We start from the raw sequence: 19,565 nt of genomic DNA on the forward strand, positions 1-19,565 counted from the left end.
ATGTTTTTTAGATTGTAAAATTATAAAAATCTTTTTTCATAAAGATGCCAGGAGCTTACACCTACCACAATAACCACCAACATACATACAAAAGCCATTACAAATGGATTGTAATCTTCGAACAATCCTAAAGTCTGGAAAGTTCTGATAATAGGAAAGTGAAAAATGTAGATTCCGTAGGTGAAATCACCATATTTCCCAAAATTATTTAGGAATTTGAATGAATAGGCAATATACATTACGATAACACCGATCATCATTGGAGAAAAAAGTTGAATTTTTAAATATAAATCAATCCACACCGTAGCAAGAGCAATGATGAAAATTATATTTTTATGTTTGATGAATTTATCAAAATTAAAGTAAATCAGCATTCCAGGGATAAAATAGGATAATGTTCCAGGAAGCTGTTTTGCGAGTGAAATTTTATTTAAAGATTCAAAATAATTGAGATAAATAAGTGATAAAAAGTATAAAATAACCAAACTTATATTTCTGTATTTATTATTCTTTCCGAAAAGCAAAAACAACAGAGGAACAGAGAAATAGTAGCACATTTCTATTTTCAGCGTCCATAGAGCACCATTCACTGCTTGATTTCCAAAAACTCCGGGAAGCCAGGGTGCTTTAAAATTTAAAAATAATGAGTTCCAAAAGAAGTATTTGTAAACTTGTGTATTACTGAAATATTCGGTGAAAGAATACGTACTTACCAAACTTAATAAAATCGCACATAAAAAAATAACCAATAAGTAAGCGGGAACAATTCTTTTGATTCTCTTTTTTAAATAACTTTTCAGGCTTGAAGACCTGTCGTAGCTCCTTGCAATAAGAAATCCGCTCACTGCAAAGAAACCGAAAACGGCAATTTCTATAGGGCTATGTTCAAAGATCTTGAGATCGGGAGATGCGCTGAGTGTACCAAGATGTCCAAGAAAGACAATAAAGGCAAGGAGAACACGTATAAAATCAAAATTGTTTTTCGTTATATCCTGCATTTGTATTTTGTTTCCTGCAAAAATAACTTTTTTAATAGAATGAATGATGCTCATGTATTCAATATTTGTTAAATAAAGGGAAAATGAGGTCCGAGAGTTTTAAAATATATATAAATAAACGTCGATAAAATAATTTTTCATAAAAAATAGTAATATAAATCAAAAAAATTATAATTTTAGCGCTTGAAAAAATTGATCTATGAAGAAATTAGCATTACTATTTGCAGGTTTGTCGTTATTTGCCGCTACAGGATGTAGTAGTGATAATGATACTGTTCTGGAAGCACCACTAGTTGGGACATGGCAGCCATTGAAAGAAGTAGTTACTACTGTAGAGGTTGGTGAAGACCCGGTTTCTAACACGATTACTTATACGGACTGCCAGAAGCAGACCAGATGGTGGTTTAGTGTTGATTCCAAAGGTGGAAAAACAAACTGGGGAGATACTGCTACACCTGGCCAGTGTGCTATTCTTTCAGATATAAAATTCAACTATACCTACAATAAGGAAGGAAAAGATGTTCAAATGAAAATTCAGGGGATCGTAGAGCCGGTAAATGCAAAGATTATTACTTTGGATAATACAACACTTAATCTTGCTGTAAGAGAAGAAACTCAGGATCCTACTATATTCCAGACAAGAACTTATACGTTCAAAAGAGTTAGCCAATAATAGTATACTTCAGGATATAAAAATAGATCTCATCTCCGGATGGGATTTTTTTGTTGAGCCTAGAATTACAATTCATCATAAATTAAATTTCTATTTACTTTAAAATCATTATTTTTGTGAATCTTGTTAAAAAGAGAAGATAATTCAAAATTTTAAAGTCTAACATATAACATCTATATAAAGTGTTTTACGATCATCAGCAGATAGAAAAAAAGTGGCAGAAATACTGGGAGGAAAATCAAACCTATAAAACCTCTAATAACACAGATAAACCAAAGTTTTATGTACTCGATATGTTTCCGTATCCATCAGGGGCAGGACTTCACGTAGGCCACCCGCTCGGATATATTGCATCGGATATCTATGCGAGATATAAGAGACATCAAGGGTTTAATGTACTTCACCCGGTAGGATATGACAGCTTTGGACTTCCTGCTGAGCAGTATGCGATCCAGACAGGACAGCATCCGGCAATCACTACGGAAGAAAATATTAACAGGTACGAAGAGCAGTTAAAAAAAATCGGATTTTCATTCGATTGGAGCAGAGAAGTAAGAACTTCAGATGCTTCCTATTATAAATGGACACAATGGATTTTTATCCAGTTGTATCACTCTTGGTATAATAAGGATACTGATAAGGCAGAATCTATAGATTCGCTTATCAAACATTTTGAAGAAAAAGGAACAGAAGGATTAAATGCCAATCAGAACGATGAATTAAATTTCACCGCTGAAGAATGGAAAGATGCTTCTGATATTGATAAAGAAGACATCTTATTAAACTATCGTCTTTCTTACAGAGCTGAAACTACTGTGAACTGGTGTCCTGCACTAGGAACGGTATTGGCAAATGATGAGGTGAAGGATGGGAAATCTGAAAGAGGAGGATTCCCGGTTTTCCAGAAAAAAATGATGCAGTGGAGTATGAGAATCTCTGCTTACTCTGAAAGACTATTACAAGGATTGAATACTTTAGACTGGCCACAGCCTTTGAAAGATTCCCAGGAATACTGGATCGGAAAATCTCAGGGTGCACAGGTTCAGTTCCAGGTAGAAGGTCATGATGAGAATGTTGAGGTATTTACGACGAGACCTGATACCATCTTTGGAGCTACCTTTATGGTATTGGCTCCTGAAAATCCTTTAGTAGAAACTATTACTACAGATGCTCAAAAAGTAGAAGTAGATACTTATATTGAAGAAACTTCCAAAAAAACGGAAAGAGACAGAATGTCTGACGTGAAAAACGTGAGCGGAGCTTTCACCGGAAGTTATGCAATCAATCCGTTCAGCAATGAGAAAATGCCAATCTATATTTCAGACTATGTATTGATGGGATATGGAACAGGAGCTGTAATGGCTGTTCCTGCTCATGATGAGCGTGATCACAGATTTGCAAAGAAATTCAATCTTGAAATTAAAAAGGTTGTAGAAACTGAAGAAGATGTTCAGGAAAAATCTTTTGATTCCAAAGATTCAGTTTGTGTAAACTCTGATTTCTTAAACGGGCTGCATTATAATGAAGCGAAAGCAAAAATGATTTCAGAGATCGAAACGAAAGGAATCGGTCATGGAACAACCAACTATAGACAACGTGATGCTATTTTCTCAAGACAGCGTTACTGGGGAGAACCTGTTCCTATATATTATAAGGATGGGATGCCTTACACGTTGCCAGCTTCTGCTTTACCGCTGGAACTTCCTGAAGTTGAAAAATATTTACCAACAGAAGATGGAGATCCGCCACTAGGAAATGCAAAAGAGTTTGCATGGGATGAAGCTAATCAGAAAGTGGTAGCTACAGACCTTATTGATGATAAAACAATTTTCCCTTTAGAATTATCTACAATGCCGGGTTGGGCAGGAAGCTCATGGTATTTCCTTAGATATATGGATCCGCAAAATGACGGAGAATTCTGTGCAAAGGATCTTTCAGACTATTGGGGACAGGTAGACTTATATATAGGAGGAAGTGAACACGCAACAGGTCACTTATTATATTCCCGTTTCTGGAACATGTTCCTAAAGGATAGAGGATACATCAATCATGATGAGCCATTCCAGAAATTGATCAACCAAGGGATGATTTTAGGAATGAGTGCATTTGTGTACAGGGTTATTTTTAATTTTAAAATTGAATTAGAAATTAAGAATAAATTGGCAAATCTATCTTCAATTGCAGAAGTTACTCCTAGTATTACTCTATTTGTTTCAAGAAATAGCTTCAAAAAAGATTCATTAAAAGAACTTGGTATATATATACTTAATGATGATGTAAGAAATCAAATTTTGGAAAATTTTAAAAAGAAATTTGATGAAATCGATGGGGAAGAAGTTGAAATCAGAAATTTTGAAGATTCATATCAAACTCAGCAAATTCACGTTGATGTATCTTTATTAAAAGGAACTTCTGACGAATTGGATACTGAAGCCTTCAAAGCTTGGAGACCAGATTATGCGAATGCTGAATTTATCCTGGAAGATGGAAAATACATCACAGATCGTGAAGTAGAAAAAATGTCCAAGTCAAAATACAATGTTGTAAACCCTGATGTTATCTGTGAAGAATATGGAGCAGACGGTTTAAGGTTGTATGAAATGTTCTTAGGACCATTAGAACAATCCAAGCCTTGGAATACTCAGGGGTTAAGTGGAGTATATGGTTTCCTTAAGAAATTCTGGAACTTATATTTCAATGGAGAAACATTTGAAGTTTCAAACGAAGAACCTACAAAAGCAGAATACAAAGTTTTACATACCTTAATAAAGAAGGTAGTATATGATATTGAAAATTTCTCTTTCAATACCTCTGTATCATCATTTATGATTGCTGTAAACGAGCTTCAGAAAATAAAATGCAACAAGCGCAATATTTTAGAGCCGTTAGCCGTTATCATTTCTCCTTATGCTCCTCATATCTGTGAAGAACTGTGGGGTTTATTAGGACACGATACATCGATAGAATTTGAAAAGTTCCCAGTATTGAATGAAGATTATCTGGTTGAGGACGAAATTGAGTATCCGGTAAGCGTAAATGGCAAAATGAAGTTCAAAATTTCGCTTTCAGCTCAATTATCTGCCAAAGAAGTGGAAGATTTGGTGATTTCAAATGAGAAAATGCAAGAGATTTTGGAAGGGAAAACCCCTAAAAAAATCATTGTGGTTCATCACCGTATTGTGAATATCGTAATTTAAAAAAAAATTAACATTGGGAAAATCAAAAAAATGGGTGTCTTATTTTTTTGATTTTTTAACTCAAATGTTAAATTTGAGGAAAATAAATAAAATAATTTAAAATAATTATTATATCGAAATCGTATTAAAATTTCTTTATCAAAAAAAAGCAAAATGTTTAATTAAGACTCTTGCATTTTAATTAATTTTGCCTTTAATTTACACCCTGTAAAATTTTAAAACAATATAATTTAGTTAAATATGGAAATGAATGTTTCAAAAAATGATGAGCAAGTAGTTGCTAGAAAAGCAGGAGGTTTAAATCCAGCTATTATTATTCCTATTTTATTCGTTATAGGAGTTTGTATTTACTTATTTGTTCTGGGGAGCCCAGGGAACTTTAAAGATGCAGATAAGCTTGGAAGTGGTTCTGTAGCTTTTTCAAGTGTTGAAGGAAAAGACATTCATCCAGAATCGTTTTTAGGTATTATCTACAAAGGAGGGGTTATTGTACCAATCTTGATTACTTTCATGATTACTGTAATTGTTTTCTCTTTTGAAAGATATTTCGTTCTTGGTAAAGCAGCTGGAAAAGGGAACTTAGACAACTTCGTTGTACAAGTAAGAAGCTTACTAAACCAAAACAAAATTGACGAAGCTATCGAAGAATGTGACAGACAACAAGGTTCTGTAGGTAACGTAGTAAAAGAAGGTCTTACTACTTACAAAGCGCTTTCTCACGATAATACATTAAATAAAGAGCAGAAAATGGTAGCGCTTAACAAAGCTATCGAAGAAGCTACAACTCTTGAGATGCCAATGCTTGAGAAAAACATGATGATCCTTTCTACTCTAGGTACAGTTGCAACGTTAATCGCACTACTTGGAACAGTAATCGGGATGATCAAGGCGTTCTTTGCATTAGGTTCAGGAGGTGGTACTCCAGATGCTGCTGCTCTATCTACAGGTATCTCTGAAGCCTTGATCAACACGGCATTAGGTATTGGTACTTCAGCAATCGCTATTATCCTTTATAACTTCTTTACATCTAAAATTGATGGATTAACTTACAAGATCGACGAGATCTCTATGAGTATCCAACAATCTTTTGCTGAATTCAACTAAGAATTAGCAAGGTATTTGCATTAGCAATTAAAAGAAGTTTAATCAAAAATATTTTATAATAATGGCGAGAGTCAAACCAAAAAGACATGGAGTAGTGACGGACATGACCGCAATGTGTGACGTTGCGTTCCTACTTCTTACGTTCTTTATCTTGACCACTCAGTTTAAAAAACCTGACGTGGAGCAGATCAAACCGCCATCTTCAATTTCGGAAAAATTACTTCCTGATGCTAGTTTAATGACTATCAATGCTACTCCGGACGGAAAATTCTATTTCCAACCAGTAGAAAATGCATCAGAAAGAGTTGCTCTTTTGGATAAAATGGGACAGAAGTATGGTATTACTTTTGACAACAACCAAAAAGCTGCTTTCCAGAAAGTTCAGGCAATTGGAGTTCCAATGAACCAACTTAAAGGTTATTTGGATATGCCTGCAGATGAGCAGAAAAATTATAGAAGTCCTTCAGGAATTCCTATGGACAGTACAAATAAGCAGTTAATTGACTGGGTAAAAGAAAGTTTAAGCGTTAACCCTGACTACAAGTTAGCCATTAAAGGTGACGTTACGACTCAATACCCGAAAGTTAAAGGTCTATTTGAGGGTTTAAGAGATATTGATTTTCTTAAATTTTGGTTGATTACATCACAAGAAGGTAAACCTAACGAATAATATCGATAGAAATGGCAGAAGTACAAGTACAAGAAAAAGGCGGCAAGGGCGGCAAGGTCCGTTCCAAGAAGCAAAACACCAGAGTCGATATGACTCCGATGGTGGACTTGGGTTTTCTATTGATTACCTTCTTTATGTTCACAACTACATTTAGTAAACCGAATGTTATGGACTTAGGTCTTCCGGCTAAACCAAAACCAGATGCTCCTAAACCTCCACCAACAGAAATTAAACTTTCTAACTCAATTTCTATCTTATTAGGAAAAAACAATAGAGTTTTTTGGCACCAACAGGATGCTAGTTCTTTGAACGACCAAACTCTTTTGGAAACTACTCTTGATAGAGAAGGAATTAGAAAAGTAATTCAGCAGGCAAAATCTAGAGCTGTAGATCAAAGTAAATTTACGGTGATCATTAAGCCAACTGATGATGCTGTATATAAGAACTTTGTTGATATTCTTGACGAAATGGCAATTACCAAAAGCGAGCAGTATGGTGTTACTGATTTGAAGCCTTGGGAAAAAGCTATTTATGAAAAGAAAATAGGAGGTGCTGCTGCACCTGCTGCTACAAAGTAATTTAACCATAAAATTGTTATATATAATCTATGGCAGATGAAAATGTATACGGTCAGAATCTTACTTTAGACGAGATCGTATTTGAAAATAGAAACAAGGAATATGGTGCCTATGATCTTAGACATCAGTATCCTAGACTTTTAACTAAGTCTTTTATTATAGGAACAGCATTATTCCTTTTGGCAGCTTTGTCTCCGTTCATCTATCTTACGATCAAGAATCTTACGGCTCCACCTAAACAAGAAGTGAAGGCAGATCTAGTAGATATTCTTGAAGAAGATCCGATTATCGAGCAGCCTAAAGAAGAAGAACCACCTCCACCACCTCCACCAAAGGAAGAGGAGAAAATTGAGGTGATTCAGAACGTAGTTCCTGAGCCTGTAAAAGCTCCGAAAATTGAAACTCCACCACCACCGATTACAAAACAGTTGGAAACTACAACTGGTTTGAATAATCAGGAGGGGGTAAAAGCTCCGGCTTATACGCCACCACCACCACCACCATCTACAGGTACTAAAGCTAGTACTGTAGAAGTGAAAACGAATAACCCGAACGAGATCTATAAAGATGTTGACCAGTCTGCAGAATATCCTGGAGGAATGGGAGCATTAAGAAAGTTCTTGGGAGATAACTTCGATACTTCTTTAATGGAAGGAGGTGAAGGGACACTTAAAGCTAAGCTTAAGTTCGTTGTAGAAAAAGATGGAACTGTTTCTGCGGTTACTATTGAAGAGAAATCTCCCAATGGCGACTTCAACAGTGAAGCTGTTCGTGTAGTTAAGAAACTTAAAAAGTGGACTCCAGCTAAAAGAAATGGAGAAAGCGTTAGATCTTACTATAGCGTACCATTTACTATGAACTTTGAATAAGACTTAATTTATTCAAAATATAAATAAAAAGAGAAGCATATGCTTCTCTTTTTATTTTTTTTGGTATTTTTGTTACATGATGTTCAATTGGTTATCCCTGGTTACGGGATTGTTTTATATCGTTTTAGGAATTGTAGTGATTATCTATAAATTCTTCTTTACTATTTTAGAACCTGCTGTTGCCTATGCATTGGGAGTGGTATTGGTTATTTATGGTATTTTCAGGATTTACAGAGCGATCTCAAGAATTAAAAAATCGAGAAATGAAGAATAGTTTCAAGCTTGCAGTAATTTTTGTTTTAAGCATGATGCTTGCAGGCTGCAAAAAGGAGCAAAACGCTCCTTCATATCACAAAGGTGATCTTACAATTTTTACTGACGAATCCTTTCAAAGTGTCACAGAAGCATTAGCCGGCGGCTATATGATTAATTACCCTGAAACCCATATCAAAGTAGAAACTAAAAAGGAAGATTTAGGACTTCTTGATCTTCTTAAAGGTAATGCTAAAGTGATCGTGATGTCCAGAAATCTTAATCCTGATGAAATAAAAACATACGAAGAAAGAACAGATTTGAAGTTCCTTCCTGCTAAATTTGCTGCGGATGCGGTAGTTTTTGTTGTTCCTAAAGATTCTCCGAAAGAAAGTATTTCAATGGAGGAAATTGAGAAGGGATTGATGTCTGATAAAAAGGAACTTATCTTTGATGGAACCAACTCAAGTAATCTGAATTTTGTTGCTGAAAAATTTAAAAAGCAACCAAAAGATCTTCAATTTTCCATTATTCCGGGAAATCAGAAGATCATAGAGGAGCTAGGGAAATATCCCAATAAAATAGGTGTTATAGGCCTTAATACTTTTAGCCGTCCTTATGATAAAACTTCAGAAAAACTAAGAGAAATGGTGAAAGTTCTTCCTGTGGTAGAAAAAGGAAAATCATATAATGCCGATTTTAAAGGACTTAGTTCAATGGAATATCCATTTACAAGAGTACTTTATTTCCTTATTAATGAAGGTAACTTTAATATAGCCAACGGATTTATAAGATTTTCATGTACTCATTTAGGACAAAAAATTGTTCAGAAAGAGGGATTACAGCCTTATAACATCTACAAAAGAGAGGTGCAGATGCGATAAAATTATTAAATTCACAATTTATTCCTATTAAAAAAATGTTTTTGGTCTGAAAATTGTGTAGAATATAACTCAATTATTAGAAAATATAAAATGAAAGATATAATGAATATGAATGTAAAGAAGATTGCTTTTGGAGCAGCCGTAGTATTTTTTACCGGTTTTGCCTCTGCACAAACACTGCAGGATGGTATTAACAGTATAGACAGTGATAAATTTGCGCAGGCAAAAACAAACTTCACTGACATGATCGCTAAAGAGCCTACAGCTGAAAACTACTTCTATTTAGGAAATACTTTCTTAAGACAAGGAGAGCCAGACTATGCTAAAGCAACTGAAAGTTTCAACAAAGGATTAGCTGCTGATGCAAAAAGCTATCTGAACAAAATCGGTTTAGCTGCTGTTAAATTAGGTAAAGGTGATAAAAGCGCTGTAGCTGAAATTCAGAAAGTAGTAACTGATTCCAGAGAGAAAGATGCTGAAGTTCTGTTCAGAGCAGCAGAAGCTTTAACTTTATTTGAAAAGAACAGTTCACCTGATCTTGCTATCCAGTTCTTAACTAAGGCGATTGAAAAAGCTGAGAAAAAAGGTGTTCCTGCACATTATTATTATACATTAGGAGATGCTTACAGACTAAAAAGAATGCCGGGAGAGGCTATGTCTGCTTATGATAAAGCATTACCTACTGCTAAAAATAAAGCTTCCGTTTATACAAGAATGGCAACTTTGTGGATGGCAGCACAACAATGGCAACAAGCTAAACAAAACATTGATAAAGCTATTGGGGTAGATGCAACGTATGCTCCTGCATATAAAGCATTAGCGGGTTATGATATCAGATATCAGCAGAATGCAAAAGCAACTCAAGACCTTATCAACTATACAAAATACGCTGACGAAGATCCATATACTCAATTAGAAATTGCAAAATTATACTTCACAAATGAAGACTATGCAAACTCTAAAACTGTTTTGGATAAGATCTTTGATAAAATCGAAGACCCTATTAAGTTCAAATTAAGAGCTTATCAGGCATATGCAGATAAAAACTATGCAGATGCTAAACAAAACATGGATACGTTTGCTTCTCAAGCTGAAAAGACAAGAATACAGCCTGCTGACCAAGGTCTACAAGGGCTTATTGCTGCAGGTTTAGCAAAAGATGAGAAAGATGCTGCTAAAAAGACAGCTTTGATGACAGAATCTCAGCAGAAAGTTGCTATTGCAAAAGCTGCAAAAGATGAAACAATGAAATGGGATCTTGAATTGGCTAACATCGCGGGTGGTGGAGGTGCTTCTCAGGCAGAAGTTGATAAAGGACCTACTAACCCAGCCATTGAAGCCTTGAAAAAGCAGGTTGCAGCTAATGCTCAGGATTCTGATGCATTATTCAAGTTGGCAACAGCTTACCAGGATGTTAAAAACTGGAACGGAGCAATCCTTACATGGCAAAAAATGTCAGCTCTTCTTCCTGATTGGGCTCCGGCTTATTACAGCCAGGGATATTCTTACCAACAGGCAGGAAATAATGATGCTGCAAAATTGGCTTACGAGAAATTCATCAGTACAGTAAAACCTGCTGACCAGGAAGCGAACAAGCAAACTCTTGCTTATGCTTATTTCGCAGTAGCTTATATGAACAAAGATTCTGATGCTGCAAAAGCGAAAGATTATGTAGCTAAATCTTTACAGTTAGATCCTACTTACCAGGACGCTGTAAAATTAAATGCAGAGATCAATAAGTAATTTAAAATTTAAATTATAGATATTAAAACTTCCCATCCATTATGTTTGGGAAGTTTTTATTTTAAATCCTATCTTTGAATGTATGAAAACTGATATACTTGCTTTTGGTGCACATCCTGATGATGTAGAGCTGGGATGTGGCGGAACTATTGCTAAAATGGTTGCGGAGGGGAAAAAATGTGTCGTTGTAGATCTTACAAGAGGAGAACTCGGAACAAGAGGTACAGATGAAACAAGAAAATCCGAAGCTTCAGACGCTGCTAAAATTTTAGGACTGTCTGCAAGAGAGAATCTTGGAATGAAAGATGGCTTTCTTGTCAATTCCGAAGAGTATCAAATGAGAATCGTAAAAATGATTCGAAAATACAGGCCAGAAATCGTCTTAGCGAATGCAATTGATGATAGACATCCGGACCATGCAAAAGGAGCAAAATTAGTGTCGGATGCGTGCTTTTTATCCGGATTAAGAAAAATTGAAACTTCTGATGAAGGAGAAGCTCAGGAAGTATGGAGACCGAAGCATGTTTTCCATTATATTCAGTGGAAAGATATCAAGCCGGAATTTGTAATTGATATCTCGGAATATCTTAACACAAAACTTGAAGCCTGTATGGCTTATAAAACCCAGTTTTATGACCCGGCTTCTAAGGAACCCGAGACTCCGATTACTACAAAAGACTTTTATGAGAGTTTGACATACCGTGCACAGGATTTAGGCCGATTATCGGGAGTTACTTATGCTGAGGGCTTTACATCTGAAAAGTTAATTTCTTTGAAAAATTTTGATGGAATTGTTTGGTAGTTGAGGAAAATGTCCTATATTTGCACTCACAAAACGGTGATTGTAGCTCAGTTGGTTAGAGCGTCGGATTGTGGTTCCGAAGGTCGGGGGTTCGAGACCCCTCATTCACCCTAAATTAGCACATTTTCTTTTGAAAATGTGCTTTTTTTATTTTAATTAAGATAGCCAAATTAGGGCGTTATAACACTTTTTAGTGTGTTAATTTTTTTTATACTATCTTAAACAAGTATATTTGCACGGTAATTATCAACATAATTGGGGATGAAAAATATATACTTTTTACTTTTTTTATTTAATTCTATACTAATTTCTTCAATGGTAAGGTATGTAAATGCTAATTCCAATACGGGCATTGCACCTTATATTTCATGGTCTACAGCAAGTAATGATTTGCAGGCAGTAATAAATATGAGCCAGATTGGAGATGAAATTTGGGTAGCTAGCGGAACTTACATTCCTACAAGAGATCCATTTGGAAATATCTCTCCTTCAGATAGCCAGGATAAAACGTTTTATTTAAAAGATGGTATTTCTGTTTATGGCGGTTTTAATGGAACTGAAACATCTTTAACAGACCGAAATATCAACAGTAATATAACAATACTGAGCGGTGATATAGGTACCTTAGGAACTATAACTGACAACTGTTACCATGTTGTATTATTTTCTGGAAATAGTGTAAATGCAATGGGGGTAAGATTAGACGGATTTTCTATTACTAATGGTTTTGCTAATGGTACTGTCAATAATAATGTGAACGGAAATATTGCTTCGAGATTAGCGGGACCGGCCATATATTTTATTAATGGAAATAATATTATATCCAATAACAAGATTTATATGAACTCTGGCTATTCAGGTGGTGGAATCTATACTTCAACTAGCAATACCATGATTTCAAATAATGAGATTTATAATAACAAGGCTTTTTATGATGGAGGAGGTGTGAGTGTGTATAAAGGAACAAATACTATTACCAATAACTATATTCATGATAATACTGCTACTGGAGATGGGGGAGGTATATATGCCGTTTTGGGTGTGGATAATATAATCAGTAAAAATGTAATCGGCAAAAATAAAGGGGGTATCAATCAGATTGATACTTATTACTACGGCGGTGGTGGAATTTATACTGAAAAAGGTTCAAATCTCATTGTGAATAATGTACTTTACGAAAATACTTCAAACTATATGGGGGGAGGAATTTTTCTGTATTACGGAAAGAATAAGGTAATCAACAATACCATTTACAAAAACACAGGAACAAGAGGTGGCGGATTTTTTACTTATTTAGGAAATAATTTTGTGAAAAATAATATATTTTGGGGCAATATTAATGGGACGGATAGTCAGCCTGGAGCAGATTACAAAAATCATAACGATTGGCCTGCTGAGAATTATTTCTACAATAACTTATTTCAATTACCGTCCAACTTTTATACCTCGGCAAACCAAAATTCTTTGTATGGTTATCCTAATAATATATTCCAGACGAATCCTAATTTTAAAAATGAAGCCAATATTTCTGGAGCAGATGGTATTTTAAGGACTTCAGATGATGGTTTGTCCTTATTACCCAATAGTGTTGCAATCAATTATGGTCAGCTGACAGACGCACCAACAGATGATATTACAGAACTGGTTCGTATGGGGAATCCTGATGTTGGAGCTTATGAATTGATAGGGAATCTTGGCGTAGCAGAAATGAAAATTAATCAGTTTAGAATATACCCTAATCCAGCTAAAGATGTTTTGAATATAGAAACGAATGATAAAATTCTAAAGGCAGAAATCTTTAATACATTAGGACAGCTCATAAAAACTACACAAGAATCAAAGGTAGATATTTCAGCATTTCCGTCAGGAATCTATATTTTAAATGTAGTGACAGAAAATAAAGTAATTACAGAGAAATTTATTAAGAAATAATTTACTTATAAATCTTACCATATTTTAGCCTTTCAAATTTTGAAAGGCTTTGTTTTTTTGTGTTTTTTCCTTCCTGCACTTCAAATGCTTCATTTAGTTTGCAAAATGGTTTCTAAAAGTTCTTTAAATAAATTCTATGGTTGGTGATTAAAACTTTTATATTTGTTTAAACAGAATCGTGAGAAATAATCTCATTAAAATTATCTTAATCAAAGCTATTAACATGAAAAAACTCTTTACAATTCTTATTGCACTTTTTGCAATAAAATCTTATTCTCAATCAGGTTCCCAATCTTATTATAAACGTCTGTTTGATACCAGGGGACTCGACCAGTGGAATGGTAATTCTACAAGTTCGGACCAGCTTGAATTTGCGTGGGGGGTTCCTGCTCATATGGAAGCATTGGTTCTCATGTATGAAAAAACACATGATCCAAAATATGCTAATACTTTGATCAAGTGTATTGGAAATACAATTGATAGAAGGGACGATCTTAGAGGTCAGGTGCAGGGGTTAAGTACGATATATGATTACCGGGGAAATTCAGGACCTACGTGGTCTACTAACCACTACAATGCAACAACGGATTCAGGTTTGCCTTATTCTCACTTGGTACATAGTGCTAATATTACTTATCCTATGGCTAAGTTCGCGGCAATAGTTAAAAATGACACTACTATTCAAAATTTAACATATAATTCAACTGGCCGCTATGCAGGGCAAAACTATATGACAATTGCTGCTGATCTTGTGCAAAAAATAAAACAAACACTTGATTATCATGGAGATCAATGGCACTTAGAGCCTGGTTCTAGCCCTAATACTAGTATAGGTTATTATAAAGAACGGAATGATAATCCGCCAGTAAATTATGCAGGAGTAATTCTACCATTTAATATGCAAAGTTCAGTTGGAAGAGTATTGGTGCAGATGTACAGGGCAACGGATGATAACGATTATCTTATCAAGCTTAATCAAATCGCTAATTTTATAAAATCAAATACACAACTTAATTCCAGCTTAGGGTCTAATGTCTGGACATATTGGAAACACGATGACTTACGCGAAGATATTTCCCATGCTGATTTGACAGCAGCGTTTCCGTATGAATGTAATAAGTATGGTATTTCAATCAATGGGAGTCCTATTTATAACAATGCTGATATAAACGCCTATACTAAAACGCTGACAAAAGATATTTATATCTCTCCTTTACATATAAAAAATGGGGTTAATTATAATGGTGAGAATTGGAATATCAAGTATAATACTAATACCTCTGATCCTACTGTGGCTATTAGATATGGTACTTATACAGCTTATTTATGGCTCTACTTATCTCAATATGATGATAAAACGTTATATCAGATAGTTTCAGATTTACAGGCTGCCAAAAATTATTACAGCAATATAACGGTATTTGATTCTTCTATCACATGGGCACTTTTATCAAATTTTGAAAATTTAGTTGTACCTGTCAATACAGATCATGAGTATGGAGAAGATTCTGATTGGAGAGGAATTGCGAGTGGTGATTTTAATGGGGATAGCAAAGAAGAATTTGTTGTCATAAGAAATTTTGATGGTTTGATACAGACTTTGGAACCACACGATAGAGGTTTTCAAACGGTCACCAGCAATAAAGTATACGGTGGTTCCAATAACTGGAAAGGATTGGCAGCAGGTGATTTTTTCGGAGATAATAAGAGCGAAATCATAGCTTTGAATGATCATACAGATGCAAATGAAAATGGTATTTATGTTTTGAAAATTGAAAACGGAAACATTGTTGAGCATACGAAGTATACAGGATGGGGGGCTCAATCAGAATGGGTTGGTGTTGTTGCCGGAAATTTTATCAGCGGAGGAAAAGATGATGTTATTACCGTAAGAAATTTTAATAAAGAGGTTAGAGTGAATAAATTTGTTGGCACAGATATGCAATCAGTGTATGTAAATACGCTTAACCTGCCTGCTAGTTCTAAAATCAAAGCAGTAGCATCAGGTGATCTTGATAAAGATGGGAAGGATGAGATCGTACTCCTTGTTGATGCGGATGATAATAACGCTATATACAATGGTATCCATGTTTATCGTGTAAACGATAGTGGTGTTCTCACAAAAATTACTGAATTTACAAACTGGGGCTCAGCTTCAGATTGGAAAGGTTTAGCTGTTGGTGATATAGATGCTGATGGTGCTGCTGAAATTATCGCTCACAGAAACTTTGACGGAGATTATAAATTATTTAAATTGAATGGAAGTACCTTATCAGGTATTACTTCTGAAAAGTTTCCGGTTCTACAAACCAAAAACAATGTAATGTGCTTCGGGAATTTTGATCCAAGCACTAAGAATGAAGAACTGGCTACCCTTAGAAAAGATGGAGGTATTGTCATGTTTTCTGCTGCGAATGTTACAAACAATGTAATTAACATGAATAACAGAAATGCTGATCCTTGTAAAAATGAGCTGCCAGAAGTGTTATTCAGTTTCCTGAAATCAGCAACTTTCAATAAGCAGGAATCAAAAGAAATAGTATCTGCAAAATAGGAAGATCATTAACAATGAATTTTAAATAAAAATATTCATCACAATAAACAATAGAAACGGGCTTTAGCCCGTTTTTTTATGGATAAAATAGTCAAAAAGGCTTTAGCTAAACATGTTATTATAGGTTTTGCTATAACAAGATTGTGGAAAATTCCTGACTTTAAGACATAAAAAAAGCATCTTTTTCAGATGCTTGTGTTTTTAGATATTCTTTTTTAAACTTCGTCGTCAGAATCAATTGTGAATGATTTGCTTTTGAAGTCTTTGTCGTGTTTTTCTGAAATTACATCCTCACCCTTTTCATTAATGATGAAATCTGTGGACTCATTAAACATCTCCTGAAAACTCTTAAAATCTTCCTTATAAAGGTAAATTTTATGCTTCTCGAATGTAGCTTCCCCATTCTCTCCGAAATTCTTCTTACTCTCAGTGATTGTAAGATAATAATCTCCTGCTTTCGTCTCGCGCACATCAAAGAAATAAGTTCTTCTCCCTGCTTTTAACACCTTCGTGAAAATCTCATTTTCATGGCGTTCCTTGTATTCACTCATTGTTAGATATTTTTTAATCTTGTTAAGAACAAATATAAAAGAATTCTTTTAATCACAAAATTTTTTTTATGATTTATTTAACAATTGAGAACGAAATGGCTAAGCAGTTACAGAATTGGCAATTTCAGTTAGGTTGATGATTTGATCGGCTTTTTGAGCGCTAGACTCTCTGTGTGTGATGATTATGGATGTGGCATTACTGATTTTTTTATCGATATTTTCAAGAATATTTTGCTCTGTTTCAGTGTCTAAAGCAGACAGAGAATCATCAAAAATAATGATATTGGGGTCTTTAATTAAGGCTCTTGCAATACAAATTCTTTGTTTCTGTCCCCCCGAAAGCATCACCCCCCGTTCACCTACAAGTGTTTTATATTGATCTTTAAACTCTACAATATTTTTGTGAACATCGGCAATATTGGCATACTCTAATACTTTCTCATGAGAAGGATTATCAATGGCAAAACCAATGTTGTTTTCGATAGAATCAGAGAATAAATAGCTCTCCTGAGGAATATAGCCGATAAAGTTTCTGTAGTTTTCCAGATTATGATCTTTCAGGTTTTTACCGTCAATCAAAATTTCTCCTTCACTAGGATCTATCAGTCTGCATAGAAGCAGTGCAATCGTTGATTTTCCGCTTCCCGTTTTACCCATAATTGCTAAAGATTCTCCGGCTTTAACATTAAAACTTAGGTTATCCAACGCTTTGATTCCTGTGTTGGGATATACGTAGGAAACATTTCTAAATTCTATATCCCCTCTTATAGGATAGTTTTCAAAATTAGTATTAACGATCTCAGATTTTTTATCCATGAATTCATTGATCCTTTGCATGGATGCTTCGGCTCTCTGGTTCACAGATGTTACCCATCCTACCATAGAGAAAGGGAAAATCAGAGTGTTGATATACATAAAGAAATCTGCAATTTTACCGATGCTTAATTCACCGGCAATATATTTGGAGCCCCCAATCAAGATCACAGCAACATTCAATAGCCCAATTACAAAGAGAATAATGGTGAAGAAATAAGCTTCAGTTTTCGCAAGATCTAATGCTTTATTCTGATAGTCAGTGACTTTGATCCCGTAGTTTTTTCCAATATATTTCTCTCTGGCGAAAAATTTCACCACACGGATTCCTGAAAAGCTATCCTGAACAAAAGTTGAAATCGCAGACTGGCTTTTCTGCATGATCTTCGACTTTTTGTTAATGATTGAGCTCACTTTATAAATAGCAAAAGATAAAATCGGAAGAGGCAGCAAAGTCCATAATGTCATGGATGCATCTGTTTTCACCATATAAATAGCCGTAATCACCACAAGAACGATCAGGTTGGCCACATACATGACACCAGGACCAAGATACATTCTTACCGCAACAACATCTTCACTCAATCTGTTCATTAAATCTCCGATGGTGGTCTGCTTATAATCCGTTAAAGATAAATCCTGATAATGTCTGTAGATTCTATTTTTAAGTTCATATTCTATCCTTCTTGAGGCAACAATGATGGTCTGCCTCATCATAAAGGTGAAAAATCCGGTCAAAAGAGAACATCCTACAATAATTCCTACATAGATCAAAACTTGGTTATTGAAGCCAATGTTTCCACTTTTTGTAAGCTCATCTACAGATTTTCCTACAAACTGGACCTTATATATATTGAAGAAATTACTGGCAATGATAAATAGTACCCCCCAAAACAATAGTATTTTGTGTTTCCAAAAATAAGGGTTTAAGGTTTTTAACGCTTTCATATAGTTTGACAAAATTACAAAAATGTCATCACACTACGAATTCGTCAATTTTAAATTTTGTATCTTTGCACCCATAAAAAAGCTCTTTGAATGTTAGGAAGACGACAAATCCGTGAAAAAGTAGTACAGTCAGTGTATTCATACTACCAAAATCCTGTAAAATTTGATGTTTTAGAGAAAAACATGTTTGCCGGGATAGAAAAAATCTATTATCTATACATCTATCAGCTCAATTTTTTGGTAGCTCTGAAAGAATTGGCAGAACATCAGATCGAAATTGGTAAGAATAAATATCTTAAGACTGATGCTGATATTAATCCTAACCAAAAATTCATCAATAACCAGGTATTGCTTAAACTGGAAGAAAACCCTGAGAGATTATTTTTTACAGGTCAGCATAAACAGTTGAAATGGGATATGCATGATGATTTATTGGTAAAAACTTTCCAGAGAATTACTGCCGGAAAACGTTATCAGGATTTCATGAAAGAAGATGGATACTCTTTTGAAGAAGATCAGAAATTTATCGGTAAATTATTTTTGAGATATATTGCTGAGAATGAAGATTTTCATGATTATTTAGGAGATAAGGAACTTTCATGGTATGATGATATTCACATTGCCAACTCAATGGTACAGAAAACAATCGGTTTCCTAAGAGAAGATGAAGAAAGCAGAACTTTAATCAAAATGATTAAAGATGAAGAGGATAAAACATTCGCTGCAAAATTGTTGAGAGACACTCTGAACAACTGGGAAACGAATGAAAAGAAATTGGAAGAAAGACTTGAAAACTGGGATATTGAAAGAGTTTCTTTAATGGATAAAGTAATTTTATCCACATCTATTTCAGAGCTTGATAATTTTGCTTTCACCCCTTCAAGAGTTATTATTAATGAATATATTGAAATTGCAAAAGTATTTGCTACAGACCGTTCCAATATCTTCATCAATGGTATTTTAGATAAATATTGTAAAGATCAAAATAGAATATAAA

General features: G+C 34.6%; 16 protein-coding genes and 1 tRNA gene. 14 read left to right on the top strand and 3 right to left on the bottom strand.

Annotation, left to right across the window (positions count from 1 at the left end; genetic code table 11):
• Positions 1-20: 20 nt before the first annotated feature.
• Positions 21-1,052 (bottom strand): acyltransferase family protein, encoded by a 1,032-nt coding sequence (locus tag C1634_RS20195; RefSeq protein WP_103233855.1) that lies wholly within the window; start codon positions 1,050-1,052, stop codon positions 21-23.
• 145 nt (positions 1,053-1,197) lie between these two features.
• Between C1634_RS20195 and C1634_RS20200 the strand changes: the two genes are divergently transcribed.
• The 13 genes from C1634_RS20200 (at position 1,198) to C1634_RS20260 (ending at position 16,256) form a co-directional block, all read left to right on the top strand.
• A complete protein-coding gene (locus tag C1634_RS20200; protein ID WP_103233856.1) occupies positions 1,198-1,671 on the top strand; it encodes a lipocalin-like domain-containing protein in 474 nt (157 codons plus the stop codon).
• 182 nt (positions 1,672-1,853) lie between these two features.
• Positions 1,854-4,868, top strand: a complete 3,015-nt coding sequence (locus C1634_RS20205) for a leucine--tRNA ligase (RefSeq protein ID WP_109739037.1) — start codon at positions 1,854-1,856, stop codon at positions 4,866-4,868.
• 240 nt (positions 4,869-5,108) lie between these two features.
• Entirely contained in the window at positions 5,109-5,972 is an 864-nt protein-coding gene (locus C1634_RS20210; protein WP_109739038.1) for a MotA/TolQ/ExbB proton channel family protein, read from the top strand.
• Between the two features lie 61 nt (positions 5,973-6,033).
• The gene (locus C1634_RS20215) at positions 6,034-6,642 is read left to right on the top strand and encodes an ExbD/TolR family protein (RefSeq protein ID WP_103232164.1); all 609 of its coding nucleotides are present in this window, start codon (positions 6,034-6,036) and stop codon (positions 6,640-6,642) included.
• Positions 6,643-6,653: 11 nt separating this feature from the next.
• The gene (locus C1634_RS20220) at positions 6,654-7,220 is read left to right on the top strand and encodes an ExbD/TolR family protein (protein WP_103232163.1); all 567 of its coding nucleotides are present in this window, start codon (positions 6,654-6,656) and stop codon (positions 7,218-7,220) included.
• Between the two features lie 29 nt (positions 7,221-7,249).
• A complete protein-coding gene (locus C1634_RS20225; protein WP_103232162.1) occupies positions 7,250-8,089 on the top strand; it encodes an energy transducer TonB in 840 nt (279 codons plus the stop codon).
• 76 nt (positions 8,090-8,165) lie between these two features.
• Positions 8,166-8,363, top strand: a complete 198-nt coding sequence (locus C1634_RS20230; RefSeq protein WP_185145152.1) for a DUF308 domain-containing protein — start codon at positions 8,166-8,168, stop codon at positions 8,361-8,363.
• Positions 8,353-9,225, top strand: coding sequence for a PstS family phosphate ABC transporter substrate-binding protein (locus C1634_RS20235; RefSeq protein ID WP_103232160.1), 873 nt, complete (start codon positions 8,353-8,355; stop codon positions 9,223-9,225). The genes C1634_RS20230 and C1634_RS20235 overlap by 11 nt, the downstream gene beginning before the upstream one ends.
• A 90-nt stretch (positions 9,226-9,315) precedes the next feature.
• Entirely contained in the window at positions 9,316-10,968 is a 1,653-nt protein-coding gene (locus tag C1634_RS20240) for a tetratricopeptide repeat protein (RefSeq protein WP_103232159.1), read from the top strand.
• Positions 10,969-11,050: 82 nt separating this feature from the next.
• On the top strand, positions 11,051-11,770 hold the full coding sequence (gene bshB1, locus C1634_RS20245) for a bacillithiol biosynthesis deacetylase BshB1 (protein ID WP_103232158.1): 720 nt from the start codon (positions 11,051-11,053) through the stop codon (positions 11,768-11,770).
• A gap of 35 nt (positions 11,771-11,805) precedes the next feature.
• Positions 11,806-11,881, top strand: a tRNA-His gene (locus tag C1634_RS20250).
• A gap of 204 nt (positions 11,882-12,085) precedes the next feature.
• Complete coding sequence (locus tag C1634_RS20255; protein WP_165835365.1) at positions 12,086-13,702, top strand: T9SS type A sorting domain-containing protein; 1,617 nt, start codon at positions 12,086-12,088, stop codon at positions 13,700-13,702.
• 223 nt (positions 13,703-13,925) lie between these two features.
• Positions 13,926-16,256, top strand: a complete 2,331-nt coding sequence (locus C1634_RS20260; protein WP_123921520.1) for an FG-GAP repeat domain-containing protein — start codon at positions 13,926-13,928, stop codon at positions 16,254-16,256.
• 215 nt (positions 16,257-16,471) lie between these two features.
• Here C1634_RS20260 and C1634_RS20265 read toward each other — a convergent pair whose 3' ends face one another.
• The gene (locus tag C1634_RS20265; RefSeq protein WP_034701927.1) at positions 16,472-16,807 is read right to left on the bottom strand and encodes a DUF3276 family protein; all 336 of its coding nucleotides are present in this window, start codon (positions 16,805-16,807) and stop codon (positions 16,472-16,474) included.
• A 99-nt stretch (positions 16,808-16,906) separates the two neighbouring features.
• Positions 16,907-18,568, bottom strand: a complete 1,662-nt coding sequence (locus tag C1634_RS20270) for an ABC transporter ATP-binding protein (RefSeq protein WP_103232155.1) — start codon at positions 18,566-18,568, stop codon at positions 16,907-16,909.
• Between the two features lie 90 nt (positions 18,569-18,658).
• On the opposite strand from C1634_RS20270, the gene C1634_RS20275 reads away from it, so the two are divergent.
• Complete coding sequence (locus C1634_RS20275; RefSeq protein WP_103232154.1) at positions 18,659-19,564, top strand: transcription antitermination protein NusB; 906 nt, start codon at positions 18,659-18,661, stop codon at positions 19,562-19,564.
• Position 19,565: the final 1 nt, after the last annotated feature.

Origin of the sequence: Chryseobacterium viscerum (assembly GCF_002899945.2) — a bacterium.
GTDB classification, from domain to species: Bacteria; Bacteroidota; Bacteroidia; order Flavobacteriales; family Weeksellaceae; genus Chryseobacterium; species Chryseobacterium viscerum.

Bases quoted from the DNA above. Each gene is read 5' to 3' on its own strand.
- C1634_RS20195 (WP_103233855.1), bottom strand. From the start codon at position 1,052: ATGAGCATCATTCATTCTATTAAAAAAGTTATTTTTGCAGGAAACAAA.
- C1634_RS20200 (WP_103233856.1), top strand. From the start codon at position 1,198: ATGAAGAAATTAGCATTACTATTTGCAGGTTTGTCGTTATTTGCCGCT.
- C1634_RS20210 (WP_109739038.1), top strand. From the start codon at position 5,109: ATGGAAATGAATGTTTCAAAAAATGATGAGCAAGTAGTTGCTAGAAAA.
- C1634_RS20215 (WP_103232164.1), top strand. From the start codon at position 6,034: ATGGCGAGAGTCAAACCAAAAAGACATGGAGTAGTGACGGACATGACC.
- C1634_RS20220 (WP_103232163.1), top strand. From the start codon at position 6,654: ATGGCAGAAGTACAAGTACAAGAAAAAGGCGGCAAGGGCGGCAAGGTC.
- C1634_RS20225 (WP_103232162.1), top strand. From the start codon at position 7,250: ATGGCAGATGAAAATGTATACGGTCAGAATCTTACTTTAGACGAGATC.
- C1634_RS20230 (WP_185145152.1), top strand. From the start codon at position 8,166: ATGATGTTCAATTGGTTATCCCTGGTTACGGGATTGTTTTATATCGTT.
- C1634_RS20235 (WP_103232160.1), top strand. From the start codon at position 8,353: ATGAAGAATAGTTTCAAGCTTGCAGTAATTTTTGTTTTAAGCATGATG.
- C1634_RS20240 (WP_103232159.1), top strand. From the start codon at position 9,316: ATGAAAGATATAATGAATATGAATGTAAAGAAGATTGCTTTTGGAGCA.
- bshB1 (WP_103232158.1), top strand. From the start codon at position 11,051: ATGAAAACTGATATACTTGCTTTTGGTGCACATCCTGATGATGTAGAG.
- C1634_RS20255 (WP_165835365.1), top strand. From the start codon at position 12,086: ATGGTAAGGTATGTAAATGCTAATTCCAATACGGGCATTGCACCTTAT.
- C1634_RS20260 (WP_123921520.1), top strand. From the start codon at position 13,926: ATGAAAAAACTCTTTACAATTCTTATTGCACTTTTTGCAATAAAATCT.
- C1634_RS20265 (WP_034701927.1), bottom strand. From the start codon at position 16,807: ATGAGTGAATACAAGGAACGCCATGAAAATGAGATTTTCACGAAGGTG.
- C1634_RS20270 (WP_103232155.1), bottom strand. From the start codon at position 18,568: ATGAAAGCGTTAAAAACCTTAAACCCTTATTTTTGGAAACACAAAATA.
- C1634_RS20275 (WP_103232154.1), top strand. From the start codon at position 18,659: ATGTTAGGAAGACGACAAATCCGTGAAAAAGTAGTACAGTCAGTGTAT.